Below are 20153 nucleotides of genomic sequence, written 5' to 3' on the forward strand. Positions count from 1 at the left end.
ACAGGCTACTCGATGTCACTCATCGACAGAACGGCCAGCTGACGCATGGCCACGGCAAACAAGGGGTAGCCCACATTACTGCCACCACGCACTTCGTGCAAGAGGCTGTTCCAGCGTTCGGTCTGATTGCCAAAGTGGGTCAGCCATTGCTCCATGCGCACCTGCAGATCGCTGGCACCGTCCTCCAGAGTCAGCAGACTGACGGTGAGCAGGCGATGGCGATCATCCAGTTCATCCCGATAGGCTTCCCGCGCCATGGCTTCCCAGCTGTCATGCACTGCCAGATCAGTGATCTGCTGTTTCAGCCATGGCAGTTGCAGGCTTTGTCCCAGCAGGAAATAAGCCTCGGTGACCAGTGCCAGATTCTGCCCGGTATCCCGTTCAGCCTGAATGATGTTCAGTGCCGAGTAGAGCAGCCCAATGCCCGCCAGACGTTCGGCCAGCTGCTCCGGTACGCCGCTGGCCAGTAACTGATCGCGGCGAGCCTCCCAGTGGAGCTTGTCATCACCGCTGAGGCGCTGACCAATCTGTTCAGCAATCAGTTGCACCCGTGGTGCAAAGTGGTCCACCGCTTCACGGGCCGTCAGTCCGGTGAAGCGGTTGCGCACAAACCAGCGGGTGGCACGGCGCATCATGCGAGTCAGATCATGCATCAACTGCAGTTGCAGGGCCGCATCCACCCGGTGATCCAGACCTTCAATGGCATTCCACAGGCTGACAATGTCAAATACATCCCGGCTGACGGCATAACCCCGCACGATGTCCGGTACGCTGAGCCCGGCAGTGTCCTTCAGGCGATGCACAAAGGTGATGCCCATGTGATCCACCAGCTCGTTGACCAGCATGGTGGTGATCAGTTCACGCTTCAGGCGGTGGTGGCTCAGCGGCTCGGCATAACGCTCCAGAATGACTTCCGGGAAGGCGCGTTTGATGGCCAGGCCCAACCAGGGGTCTTCCGGTACTTCTGACTCCAGCACGGCGTTTTTGATGTCAGCCTTGGCATAGGCCAGCAGTACCGCAAGTTCAGGACGGGTCAGCCCTGTCCGTTCGGCTTCACGCTCTTGCAGGCTGGCATCATCCGGCAGATTTTCCAGTGTCCGGTTGAGTTTGCCTTCTTCTTCCAGGGTGGAAATCAGGCGTCGGTAATGCCCCAGTCCGTTGCGGCTGTCGAGCTGGGCAATGGCCAGCGCCTGGGCTTGTGAGTAGTTGTCACGCAGTACCAGCTGTGCCACCTCTTCGGTCATCCGCTCCAGCAGTTCATCCCGCTGCTTCAGGGTCAGATCACCGGCCTGCATCACCTGTTGCAGCAGGATTTTGATGTTGACTTCATGGTCTGAGCAGTTCACACCACCGGCATTGTCAATGAAGTCGGTATTCACCTTGACACCGGCGCGGGCGGCTTCGATACGACCCTTCTGGGTGAAACCCAGATTGCCACCTTCACCGATCACCTTGCAGCGTAACTGGTGACCGTCTATGCGCAGCACGTCATTGGCTTTATCGCCGGCATCGGCGTGAGTTTCAAGACGGCTCTTGACGTAGGTGCCGATACCGCCGTTCCAGATCAGGTCCACCGGTGCCTGCAGCAGTGCTGAGATCAGGTCGGCCGGTGTCAGTCGATCAGCGGTGATGGCAAAACGTTCTTTCATCTGGGGGGTGATGACAATGCTTTTGGCTTCGCGGGAAAAGATGCCGCCGCCTTCGGAGATCAGTTCGGCCTTGTAGTCATCCCAGCCGGAGCGCGGCAGGGCAAACAACCGCTGGCGCTCCTTGAAGCTCTTTTCCGCATCCGGATTCGGGTCCACAAAGATGTGTTTGTGGTTGAAGGCTGCCGTCAGCAGGATTTTGTCTGACAACAGCAGGCCATTGCCAAACACGTCACCACTCATGTCACCGATACCCAGCACGGTGAATTCGTCTTTTTGTACATCCACTCCCAGTTCGCGGAAGTGGCGCTGCACACTCACCCAGGCACCGCGGGCGGTGATGCCCATTTTTTTATGGTCATAACCGGCGCTGCCGCCGGAGGCAAAGGCATCACCCAGCCAGAAGCCATAATCAGCGGAAATGGCATTGGCAATGTCCGAGAAGGTGGCGGTGCCCTTGTCGGCAGCCACTACCAGGTAGGGGTCATCTTCGTCCTGCCGTACCACACGTTGTGGCGGTACAATCTGGTCCTGGATCAGGTTGTCGGTCACATCCAGCAGCGAGCGGATGAAGGTCTGGTAACAGGCAATGCCTTCAGCCATGAAGGTTTCCCGGTCGGGGTTGTCGGGCATCTGTTTGCAGATGAAGCCGCCTTTGGCACCCACCGGAACAATCACTGCGTTTTTCACCTGCTGGGCCTTCACCAGTCCCAGCACTTCGGTGCGGAAATCTTCGTGGCGATCCGACCAGCGCAGACCACCTCGTGCCACCTTGCCATAACGCAGGTGCACCCCTTCCACCCTGGGGGAATAAACAAAAATCTCAAAGCGCGGGCAGGGTTGCGGGATGTCACTGATGGCAGCAGGATTGAGCTTGAAGCTGATGGCGGCCCTGGGCTGACCATCGGACTGCAGCTGGAAGAAGTTGGTGCGCAGAGTGGCCTGGATCAGCTCCAGATAACGGCGCAGAATGCGGTCTTCCGTGAGGCTGTCGACCTTTTCCATGGCCTGATCGATCTGGCTGATGCATTGGTTGCAGGCTGCTTCAGAGCGTTTCTGGTCCGGATCAAAACGCAGGCTGAACAGCTGGGCCAGCTTGCGGGTGATGTCAGGATGATTCACCAGGGTGGCGGCAATGTAATCCTGTGAAAAGGTGGAGCCGATCTGTTTCATGTAACGGGCATAACCCCGCAGCATGGCCACTTTGCGCCAGTCCAGTCCGGCAGCCAGCACCAGCCGGTTAAAGGCATCACTTTCTGCCTGCCCCAGCCAGGTTTTCAGAAAGGCGGTCTGGAAGGTGTCCTTGATCTGAGCCAGATCCAGTGAGTCATTGCCTTTCAGTGCCAGGTTCAGTGAAAAGTCATGCATCCAGCAGGTTTCGCCGTCACGGATGATTTCGTAGGGGCGCTCTCCCAGTACTTTCAGGCCGAGGTTTTCCAGCACCGGCAGCACGTCGGACAGCAGCAGCGGCTGGCCTTTCTGGTACAGCTTGAAGCGCAACTGGTCGGCTTCTTCCAGGGTGCGGTACAGGCTCAGGGCAATGACCTTGCCATCTTTCAGCATTTCAAAATGGTTGATGTCATTCACGGCATGGCGCGGGGTGAAGTCTTCACAATAGGCCGCAGAAAAACCATCCCGGTACAGGCGAATCAACTGGTTGGCCTGTTCCTCTCCCTGGATTTCGGACAGGGCTGAATAAAGGCTGTCATTCCAGGAGCGAGTGACCTGGATGATGCGTTGTTCAATTTCTTTCAGGTCGTAGTCCACCGCTTCATCCTTGCGGAAACGCAGGATGAACTGGGTGCGACACAGCACCGACTCGGAGAAGTAGGTGGTGAACTCAATGAAGTCGGCATCCAGGGCTTCACACAAGACCTTCTGGGTCTTGCGGCGCAGTTCAGTGCTGTAAATATCACGTGGTACATACACCAGCGCTGAATAGAGTTTGCCGTAACTGTCCTTGCGGATAAAAACGCGTACCTTGCGGCGCTCACGCAGGTTAAAGATGCCCAGCGCAGTGCTGGTCAGTTCATCCAGATCAATCTGGAACAGGTCATCACGAGGGTAAACATCCAGCAGTTGCATCAGCTGGCGGCCGTTGTGGGTGGAGGGCACCATGCCAATACGCTCCATCACCGCCCGTACCTTCTGGCGCAATACCGGAATGTCACGCGGGGTCTGGTTATAAACCGCAGAGGTGTAAAGCCCCATGAAACGCTGTTCACCAATGATCTGCCCCTGGCTATCAAAGGTTTTGATGCTGATGTAATCGGGGTGAGCTGGTCGGTGCACGCGGGCGGCAGCCGGTGCCTTGGCAAAACTCAGCAGATCGGGGATCAGGATGAAGTTGTGATGGCTCGGATCACTTTCCGGCACACAGCGGGCTGCCGGATTGTCCGGCAGTTTCAGCAGCCCCAGCTCGGAACCCTTGACCTTGCAGAGCTGGCGAATGCCATCCTGATCTTCAAGGCGGTATTCGTCATAACCCAGGAAGGTGAAGTGATTGTCGGCCAGCCACTCAAAAAACAATGCGGCTTCGTCCAGTGCACTGGCATCCAGCGCTTTTGCCAGTTTTTTCTGCAGCGGCTTGCCTGCCAGGATTTTACTGCACTCCAGGGCCTTGTTACGCATGGCGGCAAAGTCTTCCACTGCCGTGCGCACTTCAGTCAGCACGTCCAGCAGGCCATCACGCAGTTCATGGCGCTCCTTGTCATCACTGATGCGATCCACTTCGATCAGGATCAGGGATTCAGGTAACAGCTTTTCAGCATCAGCACGTCCGACCTGTTGCAGCAGTCCCTTGTTGTTACGCTGGCAACCGAAAATGGCATTGTGAATGGTGTGTACGGTCAGGTTGCGGCGGTTCAGCTCCATGCGCAGGGAATCGACCAGAAACGGCATGTCGGGATTCAGCACCTGGATCAGGGTATGGGAAGATTGCCAGCCGTGTTTTTCAAAATCCGGGTTGAAGACTTCCAGTCGGGGGGCGCCCTTTTTGTATTCCTGCAGGAAGTTCCACAGGGACAGGGTGGTGCCATAAAAGGTTTCTTCCGGCCAGAGTGCCAACTCATCCACTGCGGCATTTTCATAAAGTTGTGAGGCAAAGCTGATCACCTGGTCACAGGTGCTTTCCGGCAGGTGTTTGCTCAGGGGTTGTTTCAGTGTTCCGATCAGTTCCCGTAATGCGGTCTGCATTTTTTGCATGTTAGCTCCTGATGCCTGTTTTGTTGTTCCGCTCTGGTCAGCTGTTACAATCAGACGCCTGATTCACTCCGGAATCAAGTGTTCATGCCAGCCCGGTATACCGGATGCTGTTGTAGCAAGTTTACCCGGCTGATTGTTAGTTAAGAGGATAGACCAGAGCTGATGAGTGTCCATGCCCGTTTTATACAGCTTCATGAACAGCTGAGCCGTTCGGTGATTGGTCAGCAAGCCCTGACTGAACGTTTGTTGGTGGTTTTGCTGGCGGATGGTCATCTGCTGGTGGAAGGTGCACCGGGGTTGGCCAAAACGCGAGCCATCCAGTCATTGGCCCGGCAACTGGAGGTGAGTTTTCAGCGCATTCAGTTCACTCCGGACCTGTTGCCGGCTGATCTGACCGGTACGGAAGTGTTTCGTCCGCAGACCGGTGAGTTTGCCTTTCGTCCCGGCCCCTTGTTCAGCCACTTTGTGCTGGCCGATGAAATCAACCGGGCACCGGCCAAGGTGCAGTCAGCCCTGTTGGAAGCCATGGCTGAACGTCAGGTGACTGCCGGTGGCAAAACCCGCCCCTTGCCGGAGGTGTTTCTGGTGATGGCCACCCAGAACCCGCTGGAGCAGGAAGGTACTTACCCCTTGCCGGAAGCTCAGCTGGATCGTTTTCTGCTGCATGCCTGGGTGGGTTATCCGGATGCTGAGCAGGAACTGGCCATCATGCGTCTGGTGCGCAGTGAGCAACAGGTTCAGCCTGCTGCCACTGAGTCGCCATTAACTCGTGACGCAATACTGGAGGCACGCCGTGCCGTGCAGCAGGTGCATCTGGCAGAGCCGCTGGAGCGTTACATTGTGGATCTGGTACAGGCCACCCGTCATGCCGGGCGTTATGATGCTCAGCTGGGCCGTTACATTCAACTGGGTGCCAGCCCGCGTGCCTGCCTGGCACTGGATCGTTGTGCCCGTGCCCGTGCATGGTTAAAAGGGCGGCAGGAGGTATTGCCGGAAGATATCCGTGAGCTGGCGCCGGATGTGCTGCGCCATCGCTTGTTATTAAGTTATGAAGCGGATGCCGAAGCCGTGCGTGCGGATGCTGTGATTCAGCGCCTGCTGAGTCTGGTGGCACTGGCATGACACTGGCACTGCAGGTGACGCTGGCCGAGCTGCAGGGGTTGCAGGCCGCAGCCCGTCACCTGCAGCTGGATCAGCTCTACCGGCGTGGGCATCAGGCCAGCAGTGGTCATGCCGGGCCGCGCACCGGGCGTGGTCTGGAGTTTCGGGAAATCCGCAGTTACCAACCTGGTGATGATCTACGTTATCTGGATTGGAAGGTCACTGCACGGCGGGGTGAACCCTATACCCGTACCTTTCATGAAGAGCATCGTCGCCCTTTGATGTTGTTTGTGGATCTGGCATCACAACTGCAGTTTGGTCAGGCGGGCAGCAAGGCAGTGCTGGCTGCCAGGGTGGCCGGGTTGCTGGGCTGGTCGGCGCTGCAGGGCAAGGATCAGGTCGGTGGCTGGATTGAAACTGACCAGCAGCGTTACTGGCAGGCGCCGGTGGATCGGCCCCAGACCTACAGCCCCTGGCTGGCCCGGCTGGCAGACTGTACTGCGCAACTGGCGGACATGCAGTTGCGGCCAGCGGGTCAGTTGGATGCTGCGCTGGATGCCTTTGCCCGGCGTTTGCCGCGTGGCAGTCTGGTGATGCTGATCAGTGATTTTGTCGGCTGGCAGTCTGCTGTTCTGCTGAAACAACTGGTTCGACGTCATCCGGTTCAGGTACTGCATTTGACCGATCCGCTGGACCACACCCTGCCTGCTGATGCCGGGCCTGTGTGGCTGAACGGCCAGTTTGAAAGGGTCAGCAAACACCTGCAGCAGCAGTGGTCTGAAGCTTTTCATGCCCGTCAACAGGCACTGCGACAGGCACTGGGGCAGAGTGGAAGCTACCTGCAACTGGATACCAGTAGTGGATCAAACTGGATGGAGCAGCTTTTTTCACGTCAAAGTTACCCTCAAACAACAGGAATCTTTGCATAAACAAGGTAGAATATCCGCCTTACCGCAGGGACTGACAAAATATCCAGCCATGAATCTTGAAGAACTGAAACAACGCATTGCCCCTCTTGTTCCTCCGCAAGTACCCGATGCCTGGCCACCTCAGCCCTGGTTGCTGGCGGTACTGGGTGGCCTGTTGCTGCTGCTGGTGTTGCTGGTGTTGCTGCGCTGGTACCGGCGTACCCATGTGCGGCGTTATGCCTATCGTGAGCTGGAAGCCATTCAGCAGCGTTATAGTGATACCCGGGACGCCCAGCGTTACCTCTATGAATTGAATCTGCTGCTGCGCCGCATTGCGGTGCGTAATTTCCGTCGTGAAAAGGTGGCGGCCCTGACCGGTGAAGACTGGCTGGATTTTCTGGATTGGAGCCGCGGTCGCAAGCGGGGTGATGATCCGGGTTTCCGGGAAGGCAGTGGTCGGGTGCTGGCCTGGGGAGCCTACAAGGCCGAGCCGGATCACTTTGATGCTGACAAGTTGCAGCGCCTGGTTCGGGCATGGATACGTCGGCAAACCTGACGCTGGTCTGGCCCTGGGCACTGGCACTGGCCGGTCTGCCCTGGCTGTTGCATCGCTGGCTTCGAGCTGGAGCCGGTGCAGCCCCTGATGTAACCCCCAAGACAGGTCAATCCGCATTAAAACTTCCGCTGGCCAATCTGCCGGTGTCTGCTGCTGAGGCTGTCACTGGTGGGGTCAGGCGGCGGCTTGACTGGCGTTTGCTGATCTGGCTGTTGCTGGTGCTGGCGCTGGCGCGCCCTGAATGGCGTCATGCCGAGCTGGAAATCAATCGTCACAGTCGTCAGCTGATGCTGGTGGTGGATATCTCCGGCAGCATGAATGAGTTGATGCAGGGGCGTACCCGGCTGGATCAGGTGCGCCAGGTGGTGCGCTCTTTTGTGAATGGCCGCCCGGATGATCGCATGGGTCTGGTGGTGTTTGGTGGCCAGTCTTATCTTTATGTTCCCAAAACCCTCGATCATGCCCTGTTGCTGCAGCAGTTGCAGGGTTTGCAGCCGGGCATGGCCGGCCCTGGTACAGCGATTGGTGATGCAGTGGGCCTGGCAGTACGCAGTCTGCGTCAGACCGAAGGAGAGGCAGCGATCCTGCTGCTGACGGATGGTGCCAACAATGCCGGACAGCTCAGTCCGGTGCAGGCACTGGCGATGGCCGAAGCTTCCGGCATCCGCACCCATCTGATTGTGGTGGACCTCAATCCCGAGCCAGACATGGCTTCAGCCATCCGTCAGACCGGTGGTGAAGTTTTCAGTGCTTTTTCACGACGGGAGCTGGAGCAGGTTTACGCGCAGATCAACCATCTGGAACCCCAGACCCGTGTGGAACGCTTTAATCCCTCTCAATCCCTCGCGCACTGGCCGTTGCTGCTGGCGCTGTTGATTGCGCTGTTGCTGGTCTGGTCTGGAAAAGGAAACAGTGCAAAAAAAAGTGGATGGAGCCACCCATCACTGAGCGGGTTAAAAAGGCGTAGCCGCTCATGAATGAATTCATTGCCCGTCCATTATTGCTGTTACTGGCACCCCTGATCTATTGGCTGGTGCTGCGACTGGTTCATTCACAACAACAGACGGGTGGCTGGGAGAAAATCCTGCCACCGGAACTGGCTGCACGCCTGTTGCTGGCGGCACAACAGCAAAGCGGCAGTGCTCAGCTTCTGATCGCTCCGCGACTGATGGCCGGACTGTTGGCTTTGCTGTTGACACTGGCACTGTCCGGTCCGGGTTATACCCTGCCTTCAGACAACCTGACCCAGCCGCGTCAGGAACTGGTGATTCTGCAGCAACTGTCCCCACCAATACGTGGCACTGCGGATGCCCATCGCTGGCTGGAACTGAGCCAGCGTTTGCTGGTACCCCTGCTGAACAGCCGTGAGCAAGGGCAGACGGCACTGATTTTTTATGCCGGCAGTGCTCATCTGGCCAGTCCGATGACCGAGGATGCGGCAACCCTGCGTCAGTTGCTCAGTCTGACTCATCCCAGTGTGATGCCCCGCGCTGGGCAACAGCCGGAAGCAGCCTTCCGGTTGGCGGCCACAACCGGGCAACTGGCGGCAGACCCTCGCCTGTCGGGCAGCCTGCAGTGGCTGTGGCTGACACCGGTACTGCCTTCCACGGCAGAGATGCAGCGTCTGATGCGCCTGATGCCAGACCGGGTGGATGCCCTGGTGCTGGTCTGGCTGGATGCCACACCGGCAGACGCGCAGGCACAGCAACAGCAGTGGCAGGAGTTTGACCGCCTGCAACTGCTGCACTCCCAACAGGCTGCTGCCCGGCTGCAGCAAATCAATCAGTCTGCAGCCGGCGCAGCAGTGGTGGCTGCCGGTGTTCCGTTGTTTCGGGAGCTGGGGCACTGGCTGCTGTTGCCGGGTCTGTTACTGCTGGCTTGGCATGCAACAGGTCAGCCTTTGCCACGGGGCTGGACAGAAAAAATAAGGTATAGCCTGTTGCCAGGTATGGTGTTGTTGCTGTGTGCAGGTTTTTTAATGCCGCGACCATTACTGGCAGGCGGGCCTTTTAACAAGGATTATCGTGCCTGGCAGGCCTTGCAGCAGCAACAGCCAGCCAGGGCCTTGCAACAGGCTCGCAGCAATGAACTGAAAGGTCATGCGCTGTTTGAGTTGCAGCGTTATGTTGAGGCGGCAGAGGCATTTGTTCTGGCTGCCGCTGAAGTCGAAACCGGCAAACGTCAGGCTGATCTGCTGTTTAATGCCGGTACCAGCTTGTTATTGGCCGCAGAAGTGGAGCGCGCACTGGTGCTGTTGCGTCAGGTGGAGCTGCTGCAACCGCAGCGCATTGAACCCTGCATCAACCGTGTGCTGGCAGAGGCCCTTCTGGCGCAACAACCCCTGCCGGATCAGCAAGCCTTGCAACAGGCCTGCAGTGGTGGCAGTGAGCGGCAGCCGGAAGCCGGTGATAGCGGGGAGGCCGATTCACAGACCCAGCCTCAGCCATGGCAGCCCCGCCGTCAGGCCAGCTGTCCCGGTTGTACACCGCTGGACGACGTCCAGGAGCAGCAGCTGGAACAATTGCAGGAAGACCCCTGGCGGCTGTTGCGTTTGCGCTTTCAGACTGAACTGCGGGAGCAGCAACCATGAAGCGCTGGCTGAGCATCGGGTCAGCATTGCTTTTGCTGATCAGCCCGGCCGCCTGGGCGGTATTGCTGACGGTCAGTCAGCCACGCCTGACCGCTGGTGAAACCCTGGAGCTGCTGGTGGAAACCCGCAGCAGTCGCGAGCAGGCACCAACACTGATCTGGCCGGATGGCTGGAGCAGTCATTTTGAATTGCTGGAACAGACCCATCAGGTACAGCAGAGTGCCCGAGGGGATTTCCAGCACCGCTGGCTGTTGTTGTTGCAGCATCGTCAGCCAGACAGCATCAGTCGTACCCTGTCCTTGCCGCCCTTGCGGGTGGATGGTCGTGCATCCCCGCCATTTGAAATCCTGATTGAAGCCGCCCGCCGACCTGCAGGAACGCCGGTTCAGACCCCGCGTCAACCACTGGAAATGCAGCATCGGGTGGATTTCAGCGAGGCCTATGTCGGTCAGACACTGCTTTATGAATTGTTGATTCGTTATCAGGGTTATCCGGTGGAGCCACGTCTGAGTCAACTGGAGGTCACCGGCGCTACAGTACGTGAGTTGGGTGATGGGCGTGAACAGGGTTTCAGCCAGCGCGGTACCCGTTGGCAGGAAGCACGTTGGCAACACCTGATCCAGTTGCATGAAACCAGCGCACAGGTACAACCCCGTTACTTCAGTGCCCGGCTGAACTTACCCGGCCAGAGTGACAGCCGCCGGTATGAAGCTGAAGTTGCTGCACTGCCCCTTCGGATACGCTCCATCCCGGCTGACTGGCCGACCGAGCGTGCCTGGTTACCGGCACTGGGTGCACAGCTGACGGTACAGGGTGTCAGTGCTTCACAACAACTGGCTGCCGGTCAGGCACTGGAACTGCAAGTGGAGCTGGATGTGGTTGGGCAGCAGGCACGTAACCTGCCCCGTTTTGCCGGAGGTATGCAGGGGCAATGGCGGGTGGAGCCACTGAGTGAAGAAATGCGGGATCGACTGGTGGATGGCTTACTGGTCGGTAGCCTGCGTCAGCGATTGTTGCTGCATCCTCAGGCATCGGGTCGTCTGGCACTGCCAGAACTGGCAGTGCACTGGTGGGATGTGCAGGCCCATCAACCCCGCGTGGTGCGCAAAACCTTGCCAGCCGTGCTGGTCCAGCCCGGTGCTGCTGAGGTGAGCGGTGTGCCTGAAACCCTGTCACCTGCTGGGCTGGACAGTGGTACACCACCACCGAACTGGAGTCGCCTGGTCTGGACCGGCCTGGCCGGATTGTTGTTGCTGGTTATCAGTGTCTTGCTGCTGGTGCTGGCACTGCGCCTTTTTAAACGCTGGTGGATTCGAGAGGAGGATGAGCTACCTCCCCTTAATCCATGATTCATTAGTTTCACAGTCAGGCATGGCCAGGGCTTGCGCTCACCCGTGTGGCTTCGTAGACTCCTTGGTCGCCTTTTAGAAATCATTACCATGATCACTGTCATGCAACAGCATCCAACAAACCAGGTTGCGGTGGCGTATTGCAGACCAACACCGAACGTTTGGAGAAGCTGTTTGGGCTTTATTGCCAAAATGACCACACCGATCAAAACAGAAAAGGTGGGTAAAATATGAGCAGCCTTAATGACGTTGAAAAGCGCTATCTTGAAAAGCTCCTTGGAATGCAAAGTGGCTATGTATTGGACTACTCTGATGCAACATTCGGTGAATTTTTCAATCGTCATGAAATTAACATTCACGGTCCTGAATACCAGACTTATGGCACATCAAAAGCCAAGAAGATACGGGCATTTTGGGAGCATGAGTCAGACGCGCTGGTCAGCAGAGTACTGAGTGAAATGCTGGATGCTTATGAGGCAGATTATGACCTGAATAACCGTGATATGGATGCTCCCATTCTCAAAAAAGCTCGGGAGATTATTGCACGACTATCAGGCATGCCTACATCCTCAGTATTACCCAAAACCATTGATGACTTTCTTCATAACGAATTTACAATACCCAACATCCGTAAGCTCCCTATTGAAGCGATGGCTGTCTCGATCATAGAAGGCCGACTCAGCGAGGCTCGGAAAACTATGGAGGCAGGCGCTTATCTTTCTACGATATTCCTGTGTGGCAGTGTATTGGAAGCTGTGCTACTTGGAGCAGCGCAGAAATTTCCCGCGCGTTTCAATCAGGCTTTAGCTTGTCCAAAGACGGTCGGAGGTAATGCAAAGCGTTTTCATGACTGGAGTCTTGCTCAGTTTATAGATGTTGCGTGTGAGGTTGGCCTGTTGAAACCTGATGTAAAGAAGTTCAGTCATGGGCTTCGGGATTTTCGTAATTATATCCATCCATATGAACAGATGTCGTCAGGGTTTTCGCCTGATGAGCATACTGCGAAAGTTTGTTTTCAGGTGCTTAAAGCAGCACTTGCGAGTGTTGCAGGGGAAAGGTCGTGAGTGAGTTGATCCTCTATATTACAGATGATGGCCGAACCCAACTACACCTTCGAGTGGACAGTGAAAGTATCTGGCTCAGCCAGCTGGAAATAGCTGAGTTGTTCCAGACCACCAAGCAGAATGTTTCTCTTCACGCCAGAAATATATTCGAGGACAAAGAGTTAGACCCCAGGGTAACTGTCAAGGAATCCTTGACAGTTCAATCCGAGGGTAACCGCCAGGTCAAGCGGAAGATCAGTTACTACAACCTCGACCTGATCCTGGCTATCGGCTATCGCGTGCGCTCAACTCGCGGCATGCAGTTTCGTCAATGGGCCAGCACCCATCTTAAGGAGTTTCTGCTTAAGGGCTTCGTGATGGATGACGAACGCCTTAAGAACCCCGGTGGTTGGGATTATTTTGATGAGCTGCTGGAGCGTATCCGAGACATACGGGCCTCGGAGAAGCGTTTCTATCAGAAGGTTCGCGATCTGTTTGCCCTTAGTTCGGATTACCAGGCCCGGGAGCGAGAGACGGCCCAGTTCTTTGCCGAGGTACAGAACAAGCTGTTATATGCCACCACCGGATACACCGCTGCTGAGCTGATCCTGAAGCGCTCGGACTCCAACCAACCTAACATGGCATTGACCAGTTGGAGCGGTTCAAGGGTACGGAAGCAGGATGTCATCGTGGCTAAGAATTATCTTACGGCTGACGAGATCGACACACTCAACCGGCTGGTGGTGATCTTCCTGGAGCAAGCGGAGCTGCGGGTTAAGCAGCAGAAAGAGCTGACCCTGGACTTCTGGCGCAAAAACGTCGACAAGATGCTGGCATTCAATGATCAACCCATTCTTGCAGGTGCAGGCTCAGTCAGCCGCGAGAACATGGAACGGATCGCCCGTGAACGTTATGAGGCTTTCGACCAGAAGCGGCGCATTGCGGAGGCTCAAGCCGCCGATGCCGCTGATCTGAAGGAAATCGAACAGCTGGAGCAAGACCTCAAACACAAGGGCAAGAAGCCTTGACGGATATTGCATAATGATCAGGCCTCTTTAACCAGATACACCCCGCACTCGGCATGATGGGTGTAAGGGAACTGGTCAAAAAAGGCAAAGCGTTCCACCCGGTGTGTGCGGGTCAGGGTGTTGAGGTTGTCCGCCAGGGTATCCGGGTTGCAGGAGATGTAAAGAATTCGCTCAAAGCGCTGTACCTGTGCCAGGGTGGCGGCATCCAGACCGGCCCGGGGTGGGTCAACCAGCACCGTGGAAAAATCGTAATCCTGCAGTTCAAATTTTATCGCTTCTGCAGATGTGGGGTTGTCCAGTGCCACAGAAAAGTCTTCTGCTGCCATGCGCTCAATGCGGACATTGCTGATGTTGTTGGCGGTGATGTTGTACTGGGCGGCAGCCACCGAAGTGCGGCTGATTTCGGTGCCCAGCACCCGGCGGAAGTTGGGTGCCAGTGCCAGGGTGAAGTTGCCATTGCCGCAATAAAGCTCCACCAGATCTCGTGGTGTTTCATCGGTTGTCGGGCGCGAGGCATCGAGTGCCCATTCCAGCATCTTCTGGCCCATCCAGGGGTTGGGCTGGGTGAAACTGCCTTCCACCTGTTTGTAGGTCAGTGAGCGTCCGTTGACCTGCAGGGTTTCCAGTACAAAATCCTGCTGTAACACCCGCTTCTGCCCCCGCGAACGCCCGATCAGCATCACGCCCAGCTGTTGTTGCAGTTCACGTGCCGCAGTTTCCCATGCATCATCCAACGGGCGGTGGTAAATCAGGGTGATCAGCACCTGGTTGGACAGGGTAGTGAGGAACTCCACCTGAAACAGTTTGCGTCGCAGCAGTGGCTGGTCCCGAATGGAATCCAGCAACAGCGGCATCAGGCGATTGATGGCTGTGCCTGCCACCGGGTATTGATCCATGCGCACCAGCGTGCGGTCTTTTTTCGGATCTTCACCGACCTCAAACATCACATAAAACAGGTCTTCCCCTTCATGCCAGATGCGAAATTCAGTGCGCAGTCGGTAGTGACTGGGTGGTGAGGCAAACACTTCCAGTTCCGGAGGCTGGAACTGGGCAAACTGCTGGCGCAGACGCTCAGCCTTGTTTGCCAGTTGCTGGTCATAAAGTGCGGGATTCACCTGCGGCAGGGTGGATGACATAAGTGGTTGTGATCTCTTGCAGAAGGAATGTCAGGTATGGGGTTCAGTCAGGTCGGCAGCGACTGGCTGCAGGGTCTGTTCAGGCAGTAGCTGCACCTGATCAAAACCAAAACGTTGCAGGGATGTCGGCAGTTGGCTGTCAGCAGGCAGTGGTGCTGTCAGCCAGCAGTTGCGCTGAAAGCTGTCCGGGCAGCAGGGATGGGCATGACCGGCATCCTGTAACAGGTGCAGCACCCGCCGGGCAATCGCAGCCCCTGAGTCGATCCATTGCCAGTGCGGGGCTCCGGCTGCTTCCGCCACACGCGCCAGTTGTGTTTGCAGCAACGGAAAATGCGTGCAACCCAGCACCAGGGTATCGAGTCGTGGTTCTGCCAATAGCGGTTGCAGGATGTCCAGCAAGGCTTCATCAGCAACTTCATCACCGGCCAGATGTTTTTCAGCCAGTTGCACCAGTTGATTGCTGCCGACCTTCAACACGGTGCAGTCAGCAGCAAACTCATCAATCAATTGCTGGGTGTAGGGGCGGCTGATGGTGCCTTGGGTGGCCAGCAATGCAATGTGACCACTGCGGGTCATCAGGGCTGCCGGTTTGATGGCAGGTACCACACCCACCACCGGGATGTTGCACCACTGGCGCAGCTCATTCAGCGCCACAGTGCTGGCGGTATTGCAGGCCAGCACCAACAGGCAAGGCTGGACTTGGCTCAACAGTGCCCGGATCACCGTCTGAACCCGTTGTTTTAACCAGGTGTCACTTTTTAAACCATAAGGAAAAGCGCCGTTGTCACAGGCATACACCAGCGGCAGGTCGGGCATGCGATCCCGCAGTGCCTGCACAATCGACAGGCCACCCACACCCGAATCAAACACCAGAATCGGGCCGGGTAAATGACCTGCGCGGTTTTGCGCATCAGTGGCTGAGTGTGAATCTGTACTGGGAGCTGGACAGGTGTTCAAGGAGCAAGCCTGGGTTTTACCGGATGAAGGCTGCATTTTACGCCTTCATCCGGCTGTCTACAAACTCAGGCCTTGCTCGGGTCTTTTAACAGGTAACGGGCAAAGGCTGGCAGTAACCACAGGGCACCAATCATGTTCCACAGGAACATAAAGGTCAGCAGGATGCCCATGTCGGCCTGGAACTTGATCGGTGAGAAGACCCAGGTGCCCACGCCGATGGCCAGTGTCAGGCCAGTGAAACTGACCGCTTTACCAGTGGAGCGCAGGGTGTGGTAATAGGCATCCTGCAGGTTTTCACCTTCACGCAGGTACTGGCGTAGTCGCGAGTAGATGTAAATGCCGTAGTCCACGCCTATGCCGACCCCGAGGGCAATCACCGGCAGGGTGGCGACCTTCACACCAATGCCCAGTTGGGCCATCAGCGCCTGACACAGTACCGAGGTCAGTCCCAGTGGTGCCACAATACAGATCACCGCACGCCAGGAGCGGAAGGTGATGAACACCAGTGCGGCCACTACGGCATAAACAAAAATCAGCATGAAGGTTTGCGCACGGGCAATTTCTTCGTTGGTGGCGGCTTCAATCCCGGCGCTGCCTGCTGCCAGCATGAAACGGGCATGTTCGGAGTTGTTTTCCGCCGCAAAGGCTTCCACGGCACGGGTCACCCGCACCAGAGTGTCCGCCTTGTGATCTTCCAGATACAGAATCACCGGTAGCAGGTCACACTGGTTATTGATCATGCCGGCCGGCAGGTTGCTCATGGCCTGATTCAGTACAAACTGGTTGCGGGACAGGGTTTCCCACTTCAGGTTGCCTTCGTTGAAACCGGCAATCACCCGTTTGGTGATGTAGGCCGGTGACATGCTACCCTGCACCCCTTCCACATTGCGCATCTGCCATTCGAGGCGATCCACTGCTTCCAGTGCTTCATAACTGACACAAGCCTGCTCGGGTGTTTCCACCATCACCACCAGCACATCCGCACTGGTCGCATAGTTGCGGGTGATGTAGGCATTGTCGAGGTTGTAGCGTGAGTCCGGGCGCAGTTCAGGGGCGCCTTCATCCAGGTCACCGATCTGCAGGTTGGTGCTGCCGACAAAACCCATGACACCCAGCAGCAGGGCGGCCAGCAGTGACCAGGGTGCTACGGACTTGTGACTGAAAAAGGATACCCGGTGCCACAGCTCGGAGGTTTCCTGACGCTTGCGTTCGGCACGAATCACACTGGTTTTGCCAACGCCAAGATAAGACATCAGCAGCGGTAACAGCACCAGGTTGGTCAGAATGATCACTGCCACACCCAGTGCGGCGGCAATGGCCAGTTCCTGAATCACCTGAATGTCAATGAACAGCAGGGTCATGAAACCGATGGCATCGGATACCAGTGCCAGAATCCCGGCCACATACAGGCCACGGAATGCCAGTCGGGCAGCGGTCAGGCGATCATGGCCATGAGAAGCCTCGATGGCCATGGCGTTGATCACCTGTACCCCATGCGATACAGCAATGGCAAACACCAGAAAAGGCACCAGCATCGAATAGGGATCCAGCCCGTAGCCCATCAGCTTTAACAGGCCCAGCTGCCAGATCACCGCAATCACCGAGCAGACCAGTGGAATGATCGAACTCTTGAAACAGCGGGAATAAAGGAACAGCAGCACAAAGGTGATGCCCAGTGCAATCACGAAAAAGAAGGCAACCTGAGTGGCACCATCAATCAGATCACCGACCAGCTTGGCGAAACCGATGATGCGAATGTCAAATTGCTCATCACTCAGCGCAGCACGGATGTCTTCCAGTGCGTGGGAAAAGGCTTGATAGTCCAGTGGTTGACCGTCAACACTGTCCACCAGTGGTGCCAGCACAATGGTGGAACGGAAGTCGTTGGCGATCAGAATGCCGACCTGACCGGACTTCAGCACGTTTTCACGCAGCGTATCCAGGCTTTCCTGACTGGCATCATAGGTGTCCGGAATCACCGTGCCACCTTCAAAACCTTCTTCGGTCACCTGGGTCCAGCGCACGGCCGGGTCCCAGAGTGAGCGAACGGCCGACTGATCCACACCTGGCAGGAAGCGCACTTCGTCGTACACCTGCTGCAGCCGTTCCATGTATTCGGCGGTGAAAATGTCCTGTGACGGGTCTTTCACCGTCACTGCCAGGCGTACAGCGTTGCCCAGTCCGCGCAGGTCGTTCTGCCGCTCCATGAAGTTTTCAATGTAGGGGTGCGACAGCGGAATCAGTTTTTCAAAACTGGCTTCCGGTTTGACCTGCAGCGCCTGGCTGCCAAGAAATACGGTCACCAACAGGAAAAAAATCAGCCACAGCGGACGCCAGTTGAAAAACAGGTTTTCAATGGCAGGGGCTTTTGTGTGAGTTGTATTCATTATTCCTTGCCCTCAGCGGTGGTTGGTTTCAGACAGTGGCAGGGTATGAATACCACCACGACCCACTGCAATCAGGTCCTGCCCCTGACGGGCTACCGCCAGCAGGGAGTTGCGTCCTGGCAGGGTGAATACCTGAAGCTGATCTGCATGACCCAGCAGATATTCACCATTTTGTCCGACCACCAGCAGGCGGCCGTCATCCAGCGCCAGACCGCCATTCAGGGTCTGTTCGCCATCATGATCCAGTGCTTGCCAGGAATCGCCAGCATCACGGCTGATGAACAGGTTGCCTCTCAGACCTGTAGCCACCAGGTCACCGGCAGGTGTGGCAAAAAGCCCAAACAGGGAGCCATCGTAATCCAGCGGTAGCTGCTCCCAGCTTGCACCCTGGTCGATAGAGCGGAATAACATGCCGCGTTCTCCGGCAATGAACAGGCGGTTCGCGGTATCCCGAATGATTGCATTGTTGTGATACTCTTCGGGATTGGGCAGTTCATCACCCAGGAAAGTCCAGCTGTCGCCACCGTCTTCGGTCATCAACAGCAGGTTGTAACCTCCGACCACAAAACCAGTGGTTTCGGACAGGAACTGGATGCCCAGCAGAGGCGACTCTTCTGTTTCGTGGTGCACCAGCTCCCAGCTGACACCGGCATCGGTGGTGCGCAGAATGATGGCTTCATGGCCCACGGCAAAACCCAGTTCCGCGGTGGCAAAGTGCACGGCAGTCAGGTGAGCTATCACCGGCACCTGTGCCTGTTGCCAGGGTTGACCGGGATCACGGTAGATGATGTGTCCGCGTTCACCGACAGCCACCAGCCTCTGGCCGGCAGTTGTGATATCCAGTAACAATGATTGACTGGCACGATCAGATTGAAAGGCTTCACGCACCAGGCGAGAGTCAGCCTGCAAACCTGCCGAAAGGAGTAACAGGATCGGCAGCAGGCAGGTCAGAAAAAAACAGGGTTTAAAACGCATAACGGGCTGCATGGACGACTCCATTGTTTTTATGTGCCAGCTTTTTGCCAACTCTAGCATCAAGAAAGGCTCCAGACAAACGCTTGTTTAAATTCTTTGCTGGCTCATGTGTGGGGTAATACTCAAGGGCACTTGCCTTGTAGTAATCTTGCAGTAGTTTAAGAAAGGTATTTTGAATCAAGGGAATATAATGAAAATCAGTTGGAAGGCTGCTTTTGTTCCGAGTGTGTTGTGGCTGGTGTTTCAAGCTGCAGGCGCAATGGCTGGAGAGAGTGGAATCATCAGTTTACAGGTGGAAAATGATGGTGTGGTGGAACTGGACCGACACTATACCCATGGCATGCAGATCAGTTACTTTCCGTTGTCAGAACCGCCGGGATGGGTTGTGAACAGCCTGTTGGCCGTAGGTCTGGACCCTGATGATGGTGAGCTGGCGGTGGAGTATGCATTGGGTCACACCATCTTTACGCCAGCAGATTTTGAAAACCCGGACCCTCAGCCCGATCAGCGCCCCTGGGCTGGCCACACCTATGCCAGCTTTGCAATCATTCGTAAGCCGGAAAATCGTCAGGCCCTGTTTCAGACCGGTGACAAGATAAAACTGACGCTGGGGCATGTCGGGCCGGACTCAGGTGCTGCCAGTGCTCAAAAACGAATGCATGCCTTGATAGGCTCTGCCGAACCAAAGGGCTGGCAGCACCAGATCGGTAATGAGACAACACTTAACCTGCATTACTTCCGTAAATGGATGTATTACCAGCAAACCTATGCTGGCCGGGATATTGAGTTGGCACCCATGCTGGGTGTGGCGCTGGGTAGTCCCTACACCTATGCCACAACAGGGTTGAGCTGGCGTTGGGGTGCTGATTTGCAGCGTGATTTTGGTCCGCCTTCCATTCAGCCCAACTATCCGGGATCAGGTTATTTTTTGCCGGGCACACCCTGGAACTGGTACCTGATGGCGGGGGTGGAATACCGCCATGTAGTCTATAACCTGTTCCTGGATGGCCCGGTGTTTCGTGATGGACCCAGTGTTAACAAATACAGTGATGTTGCAGACCTTTTTGTCGGTGCTGCCATCAGTTACAAAAAAGTCCGTTTTAACTACATGACAGTGTATCGTTCGAAGGAGTTTCGAGGACAGGAAGAGCGGGATATTTTCGGATCACTCAACCTGTCCTTTTATTTCTGAAAAACCTGGAGGCTATCCAGGGAACCTCGGGTTAATGCGATAAGCGCAGTATGGCCAGGTGTAATGGTTACTCAGAGGGCT

At 56.3% G+C, this 20153-nt stretch carries 14 protein-coding genes; 9 read left to right on the top strand and 5 right to left on the bottom strand.

Annotated features, from left to right (window positions below):
• Positions 1–5: 5 nt before the first annotated feature.
• Positions 6–4850 carry an NAD-glutamate dehydrogenase gene (locus tag BT114_RS11040; RefSeq protein WP_072326527.1) on the bottom strand — a complete coding sequence of 1615 codons (4845 nt, stop codon included), beginning with the start codon at positions 4848–4850 and terminating at the stop codon, positions 6–8.
• A gap of 162 nt (positions 4851–5012) precedes the next feature.
• Between BT114_RS11040 and BT114_RS11045 the strand changes: the two genes are divergently transcribed.
• The 8 genes from BT114_RS11045 to BT114_RS11080 all read left to right on the top strand — a co-directional run bounded on the left by BT114_RS11045 (position 5013) and on the right by BT114_RS11080 (position 13425).
• Positions 5013–5972: an AAA family ATPase gene (locus tag BT114_RS11045; protein ID WP_072326528.1), complete on the top strand. Its 960-nt coding sequence runs from the start codon at positions 5013–5015 to the stop codon at positions 5970–5972.
• Complete coding sequence (locus tag BT114_RS11050; RefSeq protein WP_072326529.1) at positions 5969–6880, top strand: DUF58 domain-containing protein; 912 nt, start codon at positions 5969–5971, stop codon at positions 6878–6880. Before BT114_RS11045 ends, BT114_RS11050 begins: the two co-directional genes overlap by 4 nt.
• Before the next feature lie 49 nt (positions 6881–6929).
• On the top strand, positions 6930–7415 hold the full coding sequence (locus BT114_RS11055) for a DUF4381 domain-containing protein (protein WP_072326530.1): 486 nt from the start codon (positions 6930–6932) through the stop codon (positions 7413–7415).
• Positions 7394–8392, top strand: a complete 999-nt coding sequence (locus BT114_RS11060; protein ID WP_072326531.1) for a VWA domain-containing protein — start codon at positions 7394–7396, stop codon at positions 8390–8392. The genes BT114_RS11055 and BT114_RS11060 overlap by 22 nt, the downstream gene beginning before the upstream one ends.
• Complete coding sequence (locus BT114_RS11065; protein WP_072326532.1) at positions 8389–10005, top strand: hypothetical protein; 1617 nt, start codon at positions 8389–8391, stop codon at positions 10003–10005. Before BT114_RS11060 ends, BT114_RS11065 begins: the two co-directional genes overlap by 4 nt.
• Positions 10002–11354, top strand: a complete 1353-nt coding sequence (locus tag BT114_RS11070; RefSeq protein WP_072326533.1) for a BatD family protein — start codon at positions 10002–10004, stop codon at positions 11352–11354. Before BT114_RS11065 ends, BT114_RS11070 begins: the two co-directional genes overlap by 4 nt.
• 230 nt (positions 11355–11584) lie before the next feature.
• Positions 11585–12418: a hypothetical protein gene (locus BT114_RS11075; protein WP_072326534.1), complete on the top strand. Its 834-nt coding sequence runs from the start codon at positions 11585–11587 to the stop codon at positions 12416–12418.
• Positions 12415–13425: a virulence RhuM family protein gene (locus BT114_RS11080; RefSeq protein ID WP_072326535.1), complete on the top strand. Its 1011-nt coding sequence runs from the start codon at positions 12415–12417 to the stop codon at positions 13423–13425. The genes BT114_RS11075 and BT114_RS11080 overlap by 4 nt, the downstream gene beginning before the upstream one ends.
• A gap of 17 nt (positions 13426–13442) precedes the next feature.
• Here BT114_RS11080 and trmA read toward each other — a convergent pair whose 3' ends face one another.
• The 4 genes from trmA to BT114_RS11100 are packed head-to-tail and all read right to left on the bottom strand — an operon-like array spanning position 13443 to position 18892.
• Positions 13443–14561 (bottom strand): tRNA (uridine(54)-C5)-methyltransferase TrmA, encoded by a 1119-nt coding sequence (trmA, locus tag BT114_RS11085; protein WP_072326536.1) that lies wholly within the window; start codon positions 14559–14561, stop codon positions 13443–13445.
• Between the two features lie 30 nt (positions 14562–14591).
• Positions 14592–15554 (bottom strand): glutamate racemase, encoded by a 963-nt coding sequence (murI, locus tag BT114_RS11090; RefSeq protein WP_072326537.1) that lies wholly within the window; start codon positions 15552–15554, stop codon positions 14592–14594.
• 29 nt (positions 15555–15583) lie between these two features.
• The gene (locus BT114_RS11095) at positions 15584–17905 is read right to left on the bottom strand and encodes an efflux RND transporter permease subunit (RefSeq protein ID WP_072326538.1); all 2322 of its coding nucleotides are present in this window, start codon (positions 17903–17905) and stop codon (positions 15584–15586) included.
• 12 nt (positions 17906–17917) lie between these two features.
• A complete protein-coding gene (locus BT114_RS11100) occupies positions 17918–18892 on the bottom strand; it encodes a WD40/YVTN/BNR-like repeat-containing protein (RefSeq protein ID WP_177247085.1) in 975 nt (324 codons plus the stop codon).
• 178 nt (positions 18893–19070) lie between these two features.
• Between BT114_RS11100 and BT114_RS11105 the strand changes: the two genes are divergently transcribed.
• Entirely contained in the window at positions 19071–20072 is a 1002-nt protein-coding gene (locus BT114_RS11105) for a lipid A deacylase LpxR family protein (protein WP_084662176.1), read from the top strand.
• The last annotated feature ends 81 nt before the right edge of the window (positions 20073–20153 follow it).

Source organism: Marinospirillum alkaliphilum DSM 21637, from assembly GCF_900119735.1.
GTDB classification, from domain to species: Bacteria; Pseudomonadota; Gammaproteobacteria; order Pseudomonadales; family Halomonadaceae; genus Marinospirillum; species Marinospirillum alkaliphilum.